At 68.6% G+C, this 17,240-nt stretch carries 18 protein-coding genes, 1 tRNA gene and 2 pseudogenes; 6 read left to right on the top strand and 15 right to left on the bottom strand.

Annotated elements, in window-relative coordinates; genetic code table 11:
• The first annotated feature begins 39 nt into the window (after positions 1–39).
• The 3 genes from rdgB (at position 40) to L3V85_RS27915 (ending at position 2,027) form a co-directional block, all read left to right on the top strand.
• Complete coding sequence (rdgB, locus tag L3V85_RS27925; RefSeq protein ID WP_237675901.1) at positions 40–645, top strand: RdgB/HAM1 family non-canonical purine NTP pyrophosphatase; 606 nt, start codon at positions 40–42, stop codon at positions 643–645.
• Entirely contained in the window at positions 645–1,907 is a 1,263-nt protein-coding gene (gene hemW / locus L3V85_RS27920) for a radical SAM family heme chaperone HemW (RefSeq protein ID WP_237675900.1), read from the top strand. Before rdgB ends, hemW begins: the two co-directional genes overlap by 1 nt.
• 32 nt (positions 1,908–1,939) lie before the next feature.
• Positions 1,940–2,027, top strand: a tRNA-Ser gene (locus L3V85_RS27915).
• Positions 2,028–2,085: 58 nt separating this feature from the next.
• Here L3V85_RS27915 and L3V85_RS27910 read toward each other — a convergent pair.
• From L3V85_RS27910 to L3V85_RS27900, 3 genes are all read right to left on the bottom strand, one after another.
• Positions 2,086–2,658 carry a DUF6985 domain-containing protein gene (locus L3V85_RS27910; RefSeq protein WP_237675899.1) on the bottom strand — a complete coding sequence of 191 codons (573 nt, stop codon included), beginning with the start codon at positions 2,656–2,658 and terminating at the stop codon, positions 2,086–2,088.
• Between the two features lie 40 nt (positions 2,659–2,698).
• Positions 2,699–2,989 (bottom strand): hypothetical protein, encoded by a 291-nt coding sequence (locus L3V85_RS27905; RefSeq protein ID WP_237675898.1) that lies wholly within the window; start codon positions 2,987–2,989, stop codon positions 2,699–2,701.
• A gap of 219 nt (positions 2,990–3,208) precedes the next feature.
• Positions 3,209–3,532, bottom strand: a complete 324-nt coding sequence (locus L3V85_RS27900; protein WP_237675897.1) for a TolC family protein — start codon at positions 3,530–3,532, stop codon at positions 3,209–3,211.
• Here L3V85_RS27900 and L3V85_RS27895 point away from each other — a divergent pair, their 5' ends adjacent.
• Complete coding sequence (locus tag L3V85_RS27895) at positions 3,533–3,736, top strand: winged helix-turn-helix domain-containing protein (RefSeq protein WP_237675896.1); 204 nt, start codon at positions 3,533–3,535, stop codon at positions 3,734–3,736.
• Here the strand turns inward: L3V85_RS27895 and L3V85_RS27890 are convergent.
• Both L3V85_RS27890 and L3V85_RS27885 read right to left on the bottom strand, forming a co-directional pair.
• Complete coding sequence (locus tag L3V85_RS27890) at positions 3,724–4,017, bottom strand: hypothetical protein (protein ID WP_237675895.1); 294 nt, start codon at positions 4,015–4,017, stop codon at positions 3,724–3,726. The two genes, L3V85_RS27895 and L3V85_RS27890, sit on opposite strands and share 13 nt — an antisense overlap.
• A 2-nt stretch (positions 4,018–4,019) precedes the next feature.
• The gene (locus L3V85_RS27885; protein ID WP_237675894.1) at positions 4,020–4,496 is read right to left on the bottom strand and encodes a hypothetical protein; all 477 of its coding nucleotides are present in this window, start codon (positions 4,494–4,496) and stop codon (positions 4,020–4,022) included.
• 333 nt (positions 4,497–4,829) lie between these two features.
• Here L3V85_RS27885 and L3V85_RS27880 point away from each other — a divergent pair, with 333 nt between their 5' ends.
• Together L3V85_RS27880 and L3V85_RS27875 are read left to right on the top strand one after the other, a co-directional pair.
• A complete protein-coding gene (locus tag L3V85_RS27880; protein ID WP_237675893.1) occupies positions 4,830–5,057 on the top strand; it encodes a hypothetical protein in 228 nt (75 codons plus the stop codon).
• 66 nt (positions 5,058–5,123) lie between these two features.
• Entirely contained in the window at positions 5,124–5,432 is a 309-nt protein-coding gene (locus L3V85_RS27875; protein WP_237675892.1) for a hypothetical protein, read from the top strand.
• A gap of 19 nt (positions 5,433–5,451) precedes the next feature.
• Here L3V85_RS27875 and L3V85_RS27870 read toward each other — a convergent pair whose 3' ends face one another.
• From L3V85_RS27870 to L3V85_RS27825, 10 genes and pseudogenes are all read right to left on the bottom strand, one after another.
• On the bottom strand, positions 5,452–6,105 hold the full coding sequence (locus tag L3V85_RS27870; RefSeq protein WP_237680724.1) for an energy transducer TonB: 654 nt from the start codon (positions 6,103–6,105) through the stop codon (positions 5,452–5,454).
• Positions 6,102–6,536, bottom strand: coding sequence for an ExbD/TolR family protein (locus L3V85_RS27865; protein WP_237675891.1), 435 nt, complete (start codon positions 6,534–6,536; stop codon positions 6,102–6,104). Before L3V85_RS27865 ends, L3V85_RS27870 begins: the two co-directional genes overlap by 4 nt.
• Positions 6,537–6,550: 14 nt before the next feature.
• Positions 6,551–6,979 (bottom strand): ExbD/TolR family protein, encoded by a 429-nt coding sequence (locus L3V85_RS27860; protein WP_237675890.1) that lies wholly within the window; start codon positions 6,977–6,979, stop codon positions 6,551–6,553.
• 34 nt (positions 6,980–7,013) lie between these two features.
• A complete protein-coding gene (locus tag L3V85_RS27855) occupies positions 7,014–7,883 on the bottom strand; it encodes a MotA/TolQ/ExbB proton channel family protein (RefSeq protein WP_237675889.1) in 870 nt (289 codons plus the stop codon).
• A gap of 44 nt (positions 7,884–7,927) precedes the next feature.
• Entirely contained in the window at positions 7,928–9,112 is a 1,185-nt protein-coding gene (locus L3V85_RS27850; protein ID WP_237675888.1) for an alanine racemase, read from the bottom strand.
• Positions 9,109–9,903, bottom strand: a pseudogene (locus L3V85_RS27845) (alpha/beta fold hydrolase); the annotation flags it as partial. The pseudogene L3V85_RS27845 and the gene L3V85_RS27850, both read right to left, overlap by 4 nt.
• Positions 9,904–10,062: 159 nt before the next feature.
• Positions 10,063–11,502 (bottom strand): annotated as a pseudogene (locus tag L3V85_RS27840) (M81 family metallopeptidase); the annotation flags it as partial.
• Positions 11,499–13,193, bottom strand: a complete 1,695-nt coding sequence (locus L3V85_RS27835) for a serine hydrolase domain-containing protein (protein ID WP_237675887.1) — start codon at positions 13,191–13,193, stop codon at positions 11,499–11,501. The gene L3V85_RS27835 and the pseudogene L3V85_RS27840, both read right to left, overlap by 4 nt.
• A gap of 49 nt (positions 13,194–13,242) precedes the next feature.
• Entirely contained in the window at positions 13,243–14,670 is a 1,428-nt protein-coding gene (locus L3V85_RS27830) for an MFS transporter (RefSeq protein WP_237675886.1), read from the bottom strand.
• 1 nt (position 14,671) lies between these two features.
• Entirely contained in the window at positions 14,672–17,206 is a 2,535-nt protein-coding gene (locus L3V85_RS27825) for a TonB-dependent receptor domain-containing protein (protein WP_237675885.1), read from the bottom strand.
• Positions 17,207–17,240: the final 34 nt, after the last annotated feature.

Here is a 17,240-nt window from a genome sequence, read left to right as displayed (position 1 = left end):
TGCTTGCAAAGGCAGGCGCCACAGCCACTTTGACTTTCTATGAAACTGGTTCTGGCTTCCAACAACGCAGGCAAGCTCGCCGAACTCCAGCAACTGTTCGCGGAACTGGCCGTCACCCTCGTGCCGCAATCGGCGCTGGGCGTGGGCGAGGCTGAAGAACCTTTCCGCACCTTCGTCGAGAACGCGCTGACTAAGGCGCGCCACGCCAGCGCCGCCACCGGCCTGCCGGCCATCGCCGACGACGCCGGCCTGTGCGTCGACGCCTTCGGCGGCCTGCCGGGCGTCGACACCGCCTACTACGCCACCCAGTTCGGCTACGCCAAGGGCGACGCCAACAACGTGAAGGCGCTGCTCGAGCAGATGAGCGGCGTCGTCAACCGGCGCGCCGCGCTCGTCAGCACGCTGGTCGCGCTGCGCAGCCACGACGACCCCGAGCCGCTCATTGCCGTGGGCCGCGTCGTCGGCGAAATTGCGCCCCAGCCCGTGGGCGAGAACGGCTTCGGCTTCGACCCCGTGATGTACCTGCCGAGCTTCGGCAAAACCTTCGCCCAACTGACGCCCGAGATCAAGAACGCCAACAGCCACCGCGGCCGCGCGGCGCAGGCCATGCTGGCCCTGATGCGCGAACGCTGGCTGCCTGCGTAATGGCCACCGTCTTCCCTATCCAGCCGGCGCAGCCCACCGGCGCGCCGCAGGCCAACGACGTGCTGCACTGGATGCGGCCCGGCCCGCTGCAGCTCAGCGCGCTGCCGCCGCTGTCGCTCTACATCCACCTGCCGTGGTGCCTGCGCAAGTGCCCGTATTGCGACTTCAATTCGCACGAATGGCGCGCCGCCAGCGAGGCCGACATCGACGGCATTCCCGAGCAGGCGTACATCGACGCGCTCGTGGCTGACCTCGACGCGGCGCTGCCCCTCATCTGGGGGCGTACCGTGCACACCATCTTCATCGGCGGCGGCACGCCGAGCCTGTTCTCGCCGCAAGCCATCGACCGCCTGCTGGGCGATGTGCGCGCGCGCCTGAAGCTCGCGCCCGACTGCGAGATCACGCTGGAAGCCAACCCCGGCACCTTCGAACGCAACCGCTTCCGCGCGTACCGCGCAGCGGGCGTCACGCGCCTGTCGGTGGGCGTGCAGAGCTTCAACGACGAGCACCTGAAGGCCCTGGGCCGCGTGCACGACCGCGCACAGGCCATTGCGGCAGTCGAAGAGGCCGCGAGCGCCTTCGACACCTTCAACCTCGACCTGATGTACGCCCTGCCGGGCCAGACGCTCGAGGGCCTGGACGCCGACCTTTCGCAAGCCCTGTCGCTCGCGCCGCCGCACCTGTCGGTGTACCACCTGACCATCGAGCCCAACACCTGGTTCGCCAAGTTTCCGCCCACGCTGCCCGAGGACGACATCGCCTACGAGATGCTCGACCGCATCACCGAACGCACCAGCGCCGCCGGCATGACGCGCTATGAAGTGTCGGCCTATGCGCGCGAAGGCCATGCCTGCGGACACAACCGCAACTACTGGGAATTCGGCGACTACCTTGGCATAGGCGCTGGCGCGCACAGCAAGCTGAGCTTTGCGCACCGCATCGTGCGCCAGGTGCGCTACCGCGAGCCGCGGCTGTACATGGAGAACGCCCGCGCCGGTGCAGCCGTGTCGCAGAGCGACGAAGTGGCGCTGGCCGACCTGCCGTTCGAATTCATGCTCAATGCGCTGAGGCTGAAGGCCGGCTTCACGCTGCCCCAGTTCAGCGAGCGCACGGGGCTCGCGATGACCGCCATCCAGCGCGGCTTGGAAGAAGCCGAACGCAAGGGGCTCCTGGCGCGCGACCTGTTCCGGGTGTGGCCCACCGAACGCGGGCTGGACTTTCTGAGCGATCTGCAGGCGATGTTCCTGCCGGACGGGGAGTAGGGCGCTGTCGTCGGCTTAAAATCGCAGGTTCCGGAGAGTTGGGTGAGTGGTTTAAACCAGCAGTCTTGAAAACTGCCGACGTGAAAGCGTCCGTGAGTTCGAATCTCACACTCTCCGCCAGTCATAGCTGTATTTCACGTCGACTCGGCTCGTTTCGCACGACCGACCGCTGCTCGAATCAATCCAGCGCCACCAACTTCCCACCCCTGAACTCCGCACAGAACCCATGCTCCTCGTCCCAGGGGCATCTGCACAGCAACTCGAAGCGCGATGAGCTGTCGCCTCGCTGTACCCCGATCTGCAGTTCCCATTGATGGCATTGACGCAGCAGCGGTTCGGGACTTGCGACCGGCTTGAAGTCGTCATGCCCGTAGTCGGTCCATTCGAGGCACTGGTGGTAGTGGTCGAAGACGCCTTGCGCTACCTGCGCTTCGATCGAAACCAGGCCTCGCACGAAGGCTTCGTATGCATCCACCTGGCCTTCTGAAAGGTCGCCTTCCGTATGCGTGCCAGCCAGAACCTTGGTCCAGTCGGCCGAGGAAACCCTGACGGTGAGGGCGTCGGGCTGGCCGAAGAGAGGCAGCTTCTTCGCCAGCTCCCAGGTTTGCGCGACGGGAAGCGGCCTCAGCCGGATTCCGTACTGGGCGTACCACATCGGCGCGACTTCATAGGCGTACACGCACTTGAGCTGGCCGAGCACCGGATGCTGCAGCTCGGTGCGGCCTGTGGAGAGCTTGGACTGCGCATTCATGGTGCGGCCTGCCTGTTGAATAAGGTTGAAGCTGGCAATCCTATTGCCCGCCGGGCGCCGTCAGCGCGACCCGAAGCGATTGCAACGTAAGGTCCGCCGCCCCGATCCGCCGTCGCAGTTCCTCGTTGACCACCCGCACGAGCGCACTGAGTTCGGTGCGGGTCGTGCAGATTTCCTCCGTGTCATTCAAATGCTGCGAGGCGATGAGCTTTTCTAGGCCCGTATAGGCGTTCTGCAGCTCGTGCAGGCTGTCGACTTCGTCGCATGCCTGCAGCGCGAGCGATTCGGCGGAGGTTTCGGGGAACGAGGGAACGTGAATGGATGCAGCCATGATCGGCCTCCAAGGGGATTGCGGTTTATTGAAACCGCCGCATCCGAGACGCATCGAGGCTTGCTCGATGGTGCGGGACACTGCGGCTTGCGTCGCAGCGGGTTGCTCGGGACGCCAATCCCGATCACGCCGTCTCCGGCATGACGGCGCGCAGTATATCCACGCCACCGCAGGGCGATGTTTCAGTTGCCGTGCACGCTTGCCCGGCAAGCCGCCGCCTCAGTGCGCATCCTTCGCCGGACTGCCCATCGCCCCATCCCACCCCCCACCCAACGCAGCCACCAGCGCCACGCTCGCCGCAAACCTGCTCCCCTGAGTAGTCAACAGACTCTGCTCATCCGTCAGCGCAGTAACCTGCGCCGTAACCACGGCCGTATACGCAGCAGTCCCCGCCTCGTACTGATTGGTCGTCAGCACCACCGCTTCGTGTGCCGATGCCGCCGCGCGCTGCTGCACCTGCGACTGTTGTTCCAGGATGCGCAGCGCCGCCAGGTTGTCTTCCACCTGGGCTGCGAACTCGACCTGAGCACCGTCGAATTTCAATTGCTCGGCATCCTGGTGCGGCAGCCCGGCCGCATCTTCACGCGCGCCCAGCTCATCGACGCGATGTATGTCGACGGCCGCGTGGTCGAGGACCGCACCGTCGACAGCCACATCAAGAAGCTGCGCCGCAAGATCGCCACGGTCTTTCCGGACCGCGAGATCCTGTTCTCGGTCTACGGCGTGGGCTACCGCTACGAGTGGTGAGGCAGCGCCTCGTCGTGCGCCTCCACGCCGCGCACGCCGCCGATGGAGTCTTCGTCGAACCAGCGCAGGATCGTGCAGCAGTCGGGCCGATGGCTGGTGCGTTCGAACAGGAAGCCGCGCATGATTTCTCCGGCTTCGTCCAGCGGCACGCCCGAGGCGCGCAGCAGGCAGACGCGGTCGTCGTCCGTGGCGTCGAAAGGCACCTGCACCGTGATGTCCGCCAGGCGGAAGCGCCGTGGCCCGCCGTGGGCGCGGGCCTTGGAAGATGGGCTGCCGCGCATGTTCAGAGCGGGTCCAGGGAGGCGTCGTCGACCGGCTGCGCCTGCTGCGCGGCATGCCGTGCGCGCGCACGCTGCACCAGCAGCCCGATGAGCAGCGCCGCCGCCGCGGAGCCGGCCAGCGCGCCCGAGCTGCCGAGCAGCTGCGCGAGGCTGTCCACGGTCTCGACGCTGACCTGCTGCGCGTGATGGACCAGCGCCATCATGTCGGCGGCGTACACGTTCTGCAGGTCGTCGATGCGCACGTTCAGGTCCTGCCCCGCGTTGCGGAAGCGGATCTTCGCGAAGATGCCATTGGCGATCGCCACCAGCGAGAGCACGCCCAGCGGGCGCAGCAGTGTCTCGACGAGACGGCGGCGGTCGTCGGTGGGCGCCGACTCGTACACCTGCGCCACCAGCTCGGGAATCGCCGCTTCGGACGCGGGTTCGGGGGATCGGGAAAGGGCCGTGTGGCCCATGGGTTGCAATGCATTGGATGCCATACCGTCTTCTTCCTTTGCGTCATGCGGCCCGGCGGGATCGGTCGAAAAGAACGACATCGATCGGTGTCTGCCGGAACCTGCATGTTCGTCCGCAGGCGCAGGCGATTTGATGAACGGACCGTAAAGCTGCGTTGAATTTACGCAACCGCTGGTGGCGCGCGCCGTAAACCCACCTCGCGAAGCGAAGAGCATGAAAGGCAATTGAAAGGCTTCCAGAGCGCTTGAAAAGCCCACGGCGCCGGCGCGAGAAATATTTTTCGGGTCGCGCGACGGATTCGAAAAGATCGGCGCGTTCAACTCACACGCTGATTCAGCGGTCTTGGGAGACTTTCAATGATCGTCCGTTCTTCGTTTGTGGTCGCGACCCTGTCTGCCCTTGTGTTGTCCGGTTGCGTGGTGGCGCCGGCGGTCGTGCGTCCCGCTTATGTCGCTCCCCCGGGGGTGGCCTACATCGGGCCGACCTATGCCATTCCGGGCCCGGGCTTCGTGTGGCAATACCACCCGCGCTACGGCTGGGGCTGGCATCACCCCGTCTACGGCTGGCATCGCGGCTGGCGCTGAAGCGGGCCGTTTCTTCGCTCCGGTCTTCTCGTTTTTCATCTGGCCCACGGCCATCAAGGAACTCTTATGAAATCACGTGCTTCGACCTTGCTGGGGCTCGGCACGCTCCTTCTTGCATTCGCCGGTGCATTGGCGACCACCGTGTCCGCGCGGGCCCAGCCGGTGGTCGTCGGTCCGCCGCCGCTGGTGCTGGTGCGGCCTGCCCATGTCGTGCGTCCGAGAGTCGTCGTCGTGCGGCCCGCCTACGTTGTTCCGGCAGGCGTTGTCTATGTCAGGCCGACCTATGCGATGCCGGGGCCGGGGTATGCGTGGCGTTACCGCGTGCACGGTGGCTGGGGCTGGTACCACCCGAGCTACGGCTGGTACCGGCGCTGAGGTCTCCTGCCCGCCTGCCTCATTCGATCTTGAAGACGAACTCCTGCGTTGCCACGACTTCCGCATCGCCCGTGGTCTGGCATTCGTAGCGCATCACCGCCGAGCGCACCGCCGATTGATAGACCTTGGGCCCGGAGAGAAAGCGCACCTCCGTCACGCGGCCGCCCTTGATGCGTACCTCGGCCTTGACGACACCGCTGATGCCTTCGTCCAGCGCCTTGCGCGGCATCTCGGGTTTCACCTGCCTCGGGCATGCCACCGCGATGTCGGTGGACACCGCCTGCGGCGGTGCCGGCGGGGCGGGCGGTGCCGGCGGCGCGGCGGGTGGCGGCGCCACCGGCTCGGTGCTCTGCACCGCGGTGATGGCGGGCGCGGTGCTCGGCGGCGGAGTCACCGCCGGCGGCGGCACGTAGGCCGGGCGCGGCGGTGGCGGCGTCTTCGGCGTCTCCTGCCGGACGATCTTCTTCGGTGGCGGCGGCGGGGGAGGCGGCGGTGGCGGCACCTTCACCTCGGCGATGATGGTCGCGTCCATCGGCTTCTTGATCATCTCGATGGTCTTGCGCGCCAGGCCCGAGATAAGCGCGTAGCCCACCAGCACATGGAACAGCACCATCACGCCGATGCCCACCGGGCCGAAGCGGGACTTGGGGTCGAAGTCGTTGGCGCGGCTCATGGGATGAACTGCTCCGAGCCCATGATGCCCAGCTTGGTCAGGCCCGAGCGTTGCGCCGAAGCCATCACGCCGGCCACCACGTCATAGCGGGCATGCTTGTCGGGGCGCAGGTGCACTTCGGGCTGCACCGGTTGCGCGGCGACCTGCTCGAAGCGCCGCTCGACTTCGGACAGCTCGGCCACGGCCTCGCCGTTCCACAGCACGGTGCTGCGCTCGTCGATGTCCACGCGCAGCACCTCGGGCTTGATGTCGCTGGGCGGCGGGTTGCCGTTGGGCATGTTCAGGTTCACCGCGTGCAGCTGGATCGGGATGGTGATGATCAGCATGATCAGCAGCACCAGCATCACGTCGATCAGCGGCGTGGTGTTGATGTCCATCATGGGCTCGTCGGTCGGGGTGCCGCTGCGGCGCCCCTGCTTTTCTTTTCGCATGGCTGTGTGTGTTCTCAGTTGCGCGCGGGCGGCTCGGTGATGAAGCCGACCTTGACGATGCCGGCCGACTGGCACGCGTAGATGATCTTTCCCACCGGCTCGTACACCGAGTGCCAGTCGCCGCGGATGTGCACCTCGGGCTGCGGGGTGAGGGCGGCCACCTTCTTCAGCCGCTGCGCCAGGTGGTTCACGTCGCGCACCGGCGTGTCGTACCAGTAGATGCGTCCGGCCGAGTCCACCGACAGCACGACGGTGTCGGGCTTGCTCTCGCGCACCTCGTTGCGCTGCTTCGGCACCTCCACGGGCACCGAGTAATTGACCACCGGGATGGTGATGAGGAAGATGATCAGCAGCACCAGCATCACGTCGACCAGCGGCGTGGTGTTGATGGCCGCGATGGCCTGTTCCTCGTCGCCGCCGGCGGATGGGATGTTCATCGCCATGATGTGGTCCGGTTCCGTGCGGTGGCGCGGCGGGTCAGGCCGGGGCGCTGCCGGCCAGGATCACCGAATGCAGCTCGCCGCTGAATTCGCGCACGTCGTCCATCACCGAGATGTTGCGGCGCAGGAGCCAGTTGTAGCCCAGCACTGCGGGCACGGCCACGGCCAGGCCGATGGCGGTCATGATGAGCGATTCGCCCACCGGGCCGGCCACCTTGTCGATCGATGCCTGCCCGGCGATGCCGATGGCGGTGAGCGCGTGGTAGATGCCCCAGACGGTGCCGAACAGGCCGACGAAAGGAGCGGTGGAACCCACGGTGGCCAGCAGCGACATGCCGTTGCTCAGGCGCCGCTGCACGCGTTCGGTGGCGCGATGGATGCACAGGTCCACGAAGTCCGCGAAGTCGACCTTGCCGCGCAGGCCGTCATGCTTGCGCGTGGCGTGCACGCCCGCATCGGCGATGAAGCGGAAGGGGCTGCCTTCGGCGAGCTTGGCGGTGCCGGCCTGCACGGTCCGTTCGTTCCAGAACTCGTTGTCGACTTCCTTCGCCTGCCGGCCCATGCGCATCTGCTCGAGCAGCTTGGTGACGATCACGTACCAGCTGCCCATCGACATGATCGCGAGGATGGCCAGCACGACCTTGGCCACCAGGTCGCTCTGCGCCCAGAGCGCGCCGATGCCGTAGGGGTTGTCGACCTTGGTCGCGGCGGCTGCCGGCACCGCGGCCGGCGCTGTGGGTGCGGGAGCCGTGGCACCGGCAGCCGAAGGGTCCGCCGCCGTCGCGGTGGCGGGCGCGGATTCCGGCGTGGCCTGGGCATGGGCGGCGTTGGGCGCGGCGGTCAGGGAAAGCGCCAGGGCGAGCGGAGCGGCCGCGGCCATCAGCTTCGCGAAAAAGGTCTTCATCATGAGTGACTCCAAAAAACTAAACGGGGGGCGGTGCGGGCGCCCGGTCAGGCTGCGCGCCAGCCAAGGGCCTTGCCCCATACGGCATGCACGCTCGCGCCGGTGCCGCGCACCACGTGGTAGCGGTCGTAGGGCGCCGCGGTCATGCAGGCGTGGTGCGGAAGAATGCGCACGCGGCTGCCGATGGGCAGCGCTTCGAACATGGCCCGCAGGTCGTCGTCGCCATCGCCTTCGATGGCGACGAGGCCGTGCTCCTGGTGCAGCTCGGCCACGCGCAGTCCGGGCAGCGGCGTGGTGCCGTCCGCGCGGCACACCAGGCCGAAGCCCAGGCCGTCGCGGAACTCGGCCGCCGATGCGTCCTTCGACAGCGCGAGCGCGCCGGCGTCGATGAGCACGCGGCGCGAACGCGGGTTGTGGCCGATCACGGTGGCCAGCACCGACAGCGCGATGTCCTCGATGCCGCAGATGCCGCGCGCGGCCTGGTCGAGATCGAAGAAGGTGTAGACGCCGGGGCGCATTTCGGTGACGCCGTCCAGCCGCTCGGCGCACACGGCGGTCGGCGTGGCGCCCACGCTGACCACATCCACCACGAAGCCCGCCGCGCGCAGGCACTCGGCGGCACGCACCGCGCCGGCGCGCTCGGCTTCCGCAATGGCGCGGATCGAATCCAGCCCCTCCGCGTGGTAGCTGTGGCCGGCGTGGGTGAGCACGCCGGCCAGCGTCAGCGATTCGCTGCGCTGCACTTCGGCGGCGACGGCGATCAGTGCTTTCTCATCGTCGGGCGCGATGCCGCCGCGGCCGCCGCCGGTGTCGACCTCGATCAGCAGGCTGAAGCTCGCGCCGACGGCGCGCGCACGCGCGGCCGCCGCCCGCACCGCTTCGACGCAATCCGCAAGCAGGGTGATGCGGGCGTTGTGCATGCGCTGCACGCGATGCAGCGCATCGATCTTGCCGGCGCTGATGCCCACCGCGTAGGTCAGGTCCAGGAAGCCGTAGCGCGCGAAGTAGTCGGCCTCGGCCACGGTGGACACGGTGATCGCGCCGCTGTGGCCGCGGGTGGCCAGGCGCGCCACCTCGGCCGACTTGGAAGTCTTCAGGTGCGGGCGCAGCGCCACGCCGTGGCGTGCAGCGCGCTGCGCCATCGCATCGCAGTTGCGTTCGAGGACCGTGCTGTCGAGCAGCAGCGCCGGCGTGGTCAGCTCGCCGAGCGCCGTGTGTGCGAGCGGCGTCACCGTGCGCATCCGAGCTCCGCCATGACCCAGTCGACCTCTTGCGCAATGCGGCTCACGAAAGGCGGCAGCACCACCAGCGTCATGTGCTCCGCGCCTTCGATGCGATGCAGGCGGCTGCGCTTCGACAGCGCCGTGTGCGCCTCCTGGTATTCGGGCCAGCGCCGCTGCACTTCGGCGCCTTCCTCGGCACCGGGCGGCAGCTGCTGCATGACCGTGGCCGACAGCACCGCGAGCGGACGCGTGCCCAGGTCCGGCGATGCGCCGGCCTGCCGTGCGACATGCTGAAGGCCGTCGTGCTCCTTCACCATCGTGTCGACGGTTTCGGGCGTGTAGTTCGCGGCCATCTGGCGCAGCACATGAGGCATGTCGGCAAAGATGGCCTGGACCGGCGCGAAGTCCGGCGGCGCAACGCCGTTGGCCTGAAACTCGGCGCGCTTCTTGCGCTCCGGCGCCAGCTGTTCCGCCGGCAGGCCCTTGAACGCCTCGAACTGCTCGGGATGGCTGGCGTCGAGCATCACGACACCGGCCACCTGCTCCGGGTACAGGCCGGTGTAGATGCGGTTGAGCAGGCCGCCGAGCGAATGGCCGATCAGCACGATCGGGCCGGTCACGCCGGCCGCGGCCAGCAGCGCATGCAGATGCCGCGCGTTGCGCTCTCCGTCGAAGGGCGCGTCGTCGGCTTCGCTCCAGCCCATGCCGGCGCGGTCGTAGCTGATCACCGGGTACTTGGCCGACAGCGCCTGCTGCAGGCGCGCGTAGATCGGCGAGGCACAGCCGCCGCCGGCTTCGAGCACCAGCGTGGGCTGCGACGCATCGGCCGGCGCGGGGCCGCTGCGCTGCAGGTGCATCCTGCGTCCGTCGACGGTGTACAGCTCGCCGGGCGCGGGCATGCCGCGTCCGTCCGCCGGCAACGGCAATGCAGGCGCGCCGCGCTTCGGTTCTTCCACGCGCGGCCAGTAGTCGAGATCGCGCACGCGGTAGGGCAGGTTGGCGAAGTCGGTGCTCAGCGCGGCCGGTGTCGACACGTACAGCACCGACTTGGCGATGGGGCCGAACTCCGCGTGGAAGTGCTGCGCCGACTTCACCACCACCAGCTTCTTGGCCGCCAGGTCGATGCCCAGGCCGGTGAAGAGGTCGGTCCCGATGACCTGGTTGCGCTTGCTGATGAGCACGATGTCCACGCCGTTAGCCGCCTGCACCCACACGCAGGGGCCCATGGGCGTGTGGTTGCCCGCTGCCAGGCCGCGCTGCGAATGGGCTTCCCGCACGGCCTTGACAGTCACGTGCAGGTCGATGGGGTCGCCCGAGGCCGGGCCGCACTTGCCGCCCAGCCGCAGCTCGAAGCTGGCGCCGACGCCCGCGTCGCGGCACAGCTGCACCGCGCCCAGGTCCCAGACGCCGCCGAAGGCCACGTCGGCGATGCCGCGCTCGATCATCGCGCGCAGCATGAAGGTGCTGTCGCTGGTGGCGCCGCCGCCGGCGTTGTCGGCCGTGTCGGCGATGACCACCGGGCCGCCTTGCGTGGCCATGGCCCGCTCCAGCGTCTCGTCGATGGAGAGCGAAGGCACGCCGGTCTGGTGGCGCAGGTCCCAGAACTCGCGGCCCAGTTCATCGGCCAGCTTCGCGGCCAGCGCGGGGTCGTTGTCCGTCACCACCCACAGCTTGGCGCCGGATTCCGGCACGTCGGCCCACGGGAAGCCATGGCCCAGCGACACCGACAGCACGCCGGGCAGCTTCTCGCAGGCTTGCATGCGGCGCACGAAGCCGGCCATGGGCTCGCGCGTGGTGTGCCACTTGCCCACCATGCGGCAGTCGTGCACGGCCGTGACCGGCTGCACGCGGCCCTGCGCGGTGTCCACCACGATGCGCACCAGCTCCTGCAGGCGGTCCACCGCGTCGGTGTGCGGATATTCCTTGTAGCAGATGATCACGTCCGACTCGGTCAGCATCTGCTGCGTGAAGTGGCAGTGCAGGTCGAGCGACACGCCGATGGTCACCTTCGGACCGACGATGGCGCGCACGCGCGAGATCAGGTCGCCTTCGCAGTCGTCCCAGCCGTCGGCCACCATGGCGCCGTGCAGCACCAGGATCACGCCGTCCACCGGGCCGGCGTCGCGCAGGTCGGCAAGGATCTCGTCGCGCAGGCTCTCGTACACCGAGCGCACGGTGCGCCCCAGCGGCTGTGCGAAGGCCAGCAGGCTCTCGACCAGCTCGTGGCCTTCGGCGGCCAGCTGCTTGCGCACTTCCACCGCGAACATGCCGTAGCCGGATGCGTCGCGCGTGCTGGAGTCGCCGCGGAAGATGCCGTATTCCTCGAAGCTGCCCATCCCGGTGGGGGCGGAGACGAAGGTGTTGGTCTCGGTGGCGAAGAGTGTGGTGAAGAACTTCATGCGCGTGGCTCCTGGCGTACAAGGTGGATGTTTCGGGTGCGCAGGGTGCTCAGCCGCAGTCCCACGACGCGGCCCTCCTTGCGCTCCACGTTGAGGACCGACTTGCCCATCTGGCTCAGCACCGGGTCGGTCGAGACCAGCGTCATCAAGTCGGCCGAAAGGGGCGTCACCGCGCAGGCATGCTGGCCGTGGCGGCCCCGCACCGTGAGCAGCAGCGTGCCGCCCGCCAGCGCCATCTGCGCGGTGGCGTCGAGGTCGGGGCTGGTGTAGTCGCCGCACAGCGCTTCGGCCAGCGAGGCCACATCGGGCGCCGTCTCGCTCATGCGCTCGAAGCGGCACGGCTGGCCGCCTTCGTGCAGCACCAGCGTGTCGGGCGCGCGCTGCGGATCGATGTCGCTGGCATCCAGCATGAGGTCGTTGACCGGCAGGTCCTGCAGGCCGAGCCACAGCTTGCCTTCGCCCTGGTGCATCGGCTTCGCCTCGCCGGCCTGCCACGACATGCACAGCCGGCCCGCAACGTCGGAAAAGCCCATCACGCTGCCGGTGGACGGCGCGTGGTAGTTCTGGCCGACCAGCGCGGGGAAGGCACTGGCCTGTGGCCGTACTTCAGGCGGCTGGAGCGCGTCGCCCAGCAGCAGCTCGACCACCTTGAGCGCCAGCGGCGACGGGGCTATCGCGGCGCCGTTCACCATGACGATGATGTCCAGCCCGTGGCTGGGCACGCTGAGCATCTGCGACTGGGCGCCGAGCACCGCACCCGCGTGATGGACGATCTCGACCCCGCGGTAGGGGTGGCGCGCCAGCCCGAAGCCGTAGGTCACCTTGGAGCCCGAAGACAGCGTGGTGGGTTCGGACAGCAGGGCCCAGCTCTTTGCGCTGCCCACGGTCTTCTCGCTGCTGCGCATGTGCGCGAGCCAGCGCAGCATGTCGTCCACCGTCGAGACCAGCGAGCCGCCGCCGTCGAGTTCGCACGGGTACAGGCCGCGCTGCCATCCGCCGCGCGGCGACGGAATGTAGAGGCCGGCCAGGCCGGGAACCACGTCGAGATCGGTCACGACCGACGCGGTGTCGGGCATGCCCAGCGGCCCGAACAGGCGCGCCTTCAGGAAGTCGTCGAAGCTCTGTCCGCTCACGCGCTCGACGATCTTCGCCAGCAGGAAGTAGCCGCCGTTGCTGTAGACCATGTGCGTGCCGGGCTCGAAGTTCAGCTCGCTCTGGCGCGCCATCGCGGGCAGCCCCGGGCCGGGCGGCGTGAACGTGAGGCCGTGCGCGATGGCCCACAGTTCGTCATGGCCGCGCCAGCCGCTCGTGTGGGTCAGCAGGTGACGCAGCGTGGGGCCGTTGGCGCTCAGTTGTGGCATCTCGGGCAGGTGCTTCTGCACCGCGTCGTCCACGTCGAGCAGGCCGTCTTCCGCCAGCAGCAGGATGGACATTGCCGTGAAGTGCTTGCTGGTGGAGGCGATGCGCATGCGCGTGGTCGGCGTGTTGGCCACGCCCATTTCCAGGCTGGCCATGCCGACGGCGCGGCGGTACAGCAGGCGGCCGTTGCGCGCGATGCCCATCACCATGCCGGGTGCGTCGCTGCGGTTGAAGGGCGTCACCAACGCGTCGATGGCGGCCAGCGCGGCCGCTTCCGCGGCGGCGGGCGAGGGTCTGGTGTCAGGCAGGGGAGGCGAGGGTTGTTGTGACATGGAAGGACAACGAGAGGGTTTGGGAAGAACGAGGAGGAATCCGGCGGCGTCAGGTGGGCCGCGCCGCGCGCATCAGCCGCACGAAGGGGCCTTCGGTGGCGCGCAACACCATGGCGCCCATGACGCCGCCGATCAGCGTCGTGGCGACGATGGACACGGCCAGTCCGTTGGGCACGGACTTGAGGGCGTCCGACAACATGCCGACCACCAGCGGGCCCAGCACGCCGAACGGCAGGCCGGCCACGGAGAGCAGCGCGATGGTGCGGGCGCGCAGGTGCGGCGGCGCCGCGTCCTGCAGCACGTTGGGCAGCAGCACCGCGCCGCTGATGAGCGGCACGACCAGCAGGGCCAGCAACGTGAATGCATCGGTCGCCGAGCGCGTGAAGAGCAGCAGCGACGACAACAGCGCGGCCGTGAGGTTGCCCAGCATGATGATGCGCAGCGCGGCGGCCGGCCCCATGCGGGGCTGCACGTAGCGCATCGCCGCCACGCCCAGCAGGCCGCCGATCACCGTGCCGCAGAGAAAGGCGACCCCCATGCCTTGCCCCATCTGCGCCGGCGTGATGCCGTACTGGCGCGCCGCCATGATCGGCAGCCAGGTGCCGATCGAGCTCATGCCGATGCTCGCCAGGCCCGCGCCGATCACCAGGCCCGCGAAGGTGCGCCAGTGCATGCGCAGGTGCTCGCGGAAGCTGACGGTGCTGTGCGCATCGTCCGCATCGGCTTGAAGAGGGGCGGGCAGCGCGGCGTCGGGCGTGGTGCCGGCCGCCGGAGAAACAGGTTGCGCGCCCCCGCGCCGGGTCTTGCGGATCGACAGCACCAGCAGCGCCACCGGAATGCCCGCGCTGGCCATCACGAAGAAGGTCAGCCGCCATGCTTCCAGGTGCTGCATCGAGGCGGGCAGCCAGTGGCGCAGATCGTCCGTCAGGTGCACCACGGTGCCGCCCAGCAGGGCGCCCAGCGCGCTGCCGAAGATGGCCGACAGCGCGAACACCGCGTTGGCCAGAACCCGCTGCGCGCGCGGGAACAGGTCGGGGATCATGCTGTTGGTGATGGGCGTGAGGCCGGCTTCGCCGACACCCAGGCCGATGGAGGCGATGAACAGCACGCCGTAGTCCATGGCGGTGCCGCGCATGGCCGTGGCGGCGCTCCACAGCAGCACGCAGGCGGCCAGCACCACGCGCCTGTCGTAGCGGTCGCTGAGCCAGCCCAGGGGCAGCGTGGCGATGCCGGTGAACAGCACGATGCCCGCGCCCTGCAGCAGCCCCAGCTGCGTGTCGGAGAGCGACAGCGTGATGCGCATCGGCTCCGTCAGCAGCGTGAGGATGACCTTGTCGATCGAGCCCAGCACCGTCGCGATGACCAGCACCGCCAGCGCGTACCAGGCGCTGGACGGTGCTTTTCTTGTCGTCTCTTGTGCTGCGGGGCCCGTCGCGTCCGGCGGCAACGAGGCCGCCAGCGGATTGAGGCTCGACATCTCAGAACGGCACGTTGACGGTCATGCCGATGGTGCGCGACGGCGCCAGCGCCGCCTGCACCAGGTTCGGGTTCGCGACCAGGCCGGTGTCGATCGACAGGATGCCGCGCTTGTTCGCCAGGTTGCGCACATAGGCCGAGAGGCTGAAGCGCTGGAAGTCGATGCCCGCCTGCAGGTCGACCAGCGTGTAGGCCGGCATCTTGATGCTCGGAATGACCGCGCTGCCGGGGTAGCCCGCGTCGCGCTTGCCGGTGTAGCGCGCGCTGACGCCGAAGTAGGCCGGGTGGTCGGCGATGCTGAAGTTGCGCGTCACGCCCAGCGTGGTCGCGAAGCGCGCCGTCTGCGGCAGCCGCGTGCCCGCCTTGGCGTCCAGGCCCTTGGCGTCCTCGGTCAGGCGCGCATCGATGAGCGCGGCGTTGGCGGTGAAGCGCCAATCCTTGCTGGGCTTCCAGTTGAGCGTGAGCTCGCCGCCCTTGACGCGGGCGGCGCCGGCGTTGGTGACGAACACGAAGCCGCCGTTGCGCGTGGGCTGCTGCACGTCGCGCCACTCGATGTCGTAGAGCGCGGCTTCCAGCGACAGCGTGCGGTCCAGCAAGTCGGCCTTGTAGCCCAGCTCGTAGCTCCACAGCGAGTCGGACTTGAACATCGGCTGCACGATGTTGCGGTCGGTGTTGGCCTTCAGCACGTTCGGGCCGCCGGGGCGGTAGCCGCTCGCGGCACGGAAATACACGTTGCTGGTTTCCGACAGCGTGTACTTGGCGGCGGCAAGGTAGGTGGTGGGGCTTTCCGACGAAGTGCCGGTGGCGTCGGCGGTGACCGGGCCGACCAGCTGGCCGCTCTGGTGGCTGTCGTAGTTCTGCTTGTTGCGCGCCAGCCGCACGCCGCCGGTGAGCGAGAACGCGGGCGTCACGTTCCAGGTGACGTCGCCGTAGGCGGCCACTTCGCGGTAGCGCGAGGACTGCGTCGACGACAGCAGGCCGATGCTGCCCAGGCCCCCCAGCAGGTTGGCGTCGAGCGCGCCGTTGTTGCTGCCGCGTTCGCGGTTCAGGTAGAGGCCGGCCAGCCACTCGAAGGTGGTGCCCGAGCGCGAGGTCAGGCGGAACTCCTGGCTGATGCGGTGCTGTTCGACCACGCTGTTCAGCGGTATCGAGGCCACCGGTATGCGCAGCGCGCTCAGCGTCGGCCCGTAGAGGCCGGTGATGTCGGCGGTGTTGGTGATCTTCACGTCCTGCGCGGAGGTGATCGAGTTCAGGCGGGCCCAGCCGAAGTCGTATTCCACGTCCAGGCCGAACAGCTGCGTCTTGTTGTTGTAGGGCTCGCGGGAAGACAGCTGGCGCGTGCGGTCGAAGCCCCACGGGCGAAGGGTGCGCTTGTCGATGTCTTCGAAGCCCAGGCCCTGGCGGGTCACGTCCTGCACGGTCCCCGTCAGACGCACCGTCAGTTCCTTGGTGGGCGTGAGCAGCAGCGACACCCGGCCGCCGTCGGTATGGCCGCGGTCGATGTTGCGGCCCTGTGCCGGGCCGACCGCGTTGTAGCTCCCGCCGAGCTGGTCGGTGAAGGCGGCGAAGCGCACGGCCGCCACGTCTTCCTTGAGCGGCACGTTGATTACGGCGCCGGTCGTGAAGCCCGGGCCGCCGCGCTGGGTCCACGAGGTGCCGAATTTCACCGAGCCCGCGAACTCCATCGTGTCGGGCTGGTTGGTCACGTACTTGAGCACGCCGCTCATGGCGCCGGCGCCGTACAGCGTGCCCTGCGGGCCGCGCAGCACCTCGATGTGGTTCAGGTCGAGCATGCCCATGTCCAGCGGCGTGAAGCCGGCGAGCGCGCCGGACGAGCTCAGCCCCGTGGCCACGTCGTCGACATACACGCCGACCGTGGCAATGCCCTGCACCGGGCCGGTGGTCAGCCCGCGCATCGTCAGGATGCCGCCCACGCTGCCGCTGCTGGTCATGGTCACGCCCGGCTGCTCGGCCACGTAGTCGGCCAGGTTCTTGGCGCCGGCGCGCTCCAGCGTCTCGGCCTTCATCACGTTGACCTGCATCGGCACTTCGCGCACCGGTTCGCGGCGGCGCGTGGCCGTGACGGTGACGCTGTCGAGCGACTGTGGCTCGTCGGTCGATGGCCTGGCCGACGCCACCGGCGCGGGGGCATGGATCACGATGGCGCCGTCGTCGCCGCGGCGCGTGAGCAGCGGCGTGCCTTCGAGAATGCGCGACAGCGCCTCCTGCGGCGCCAGCGCGCCCTTCACGCCGCGCGTGACCATGCCCTTCACGTCATCGACCTTGTAGAGCAGCTGCACGCCGCCCTGCGCGATGTAGGCGTCGAGCGCGGTCTTCAGGTCGCCGGCGCCGATGTCGAACACCTGCTGCGCCTGGACCTGCCCCTGTGCCTGCGCCATCACGGGCAGGCCGCCCATCAATGCGCATGTGCCGCCGATGACCCAATGGCGCAGTGCCACCGGAAGGGCCACCGGCACGCGCTTTTTCTTCTGCTTCTTCTTGGAGGGCAGGCCGGCGGCTTGCTCGATTCGGTTCATGGGTGTCTGTCTCCAGTGTGGTTTTGTTTTGGTA

The sequence above is a fragment of the Variovorax paradoxus genome (assembly GCF_022009635.1).
Lineage (GTDB): Bacteria > Pseudomonadota > Gammaproteobacteria > Burkholderiales > Burkholderiaceae_C > Variovorax.
Note: the sequence above shows the minus strand (reverse complement) of the source record. Positions and strands in the feature narration are given on the sequence as shown.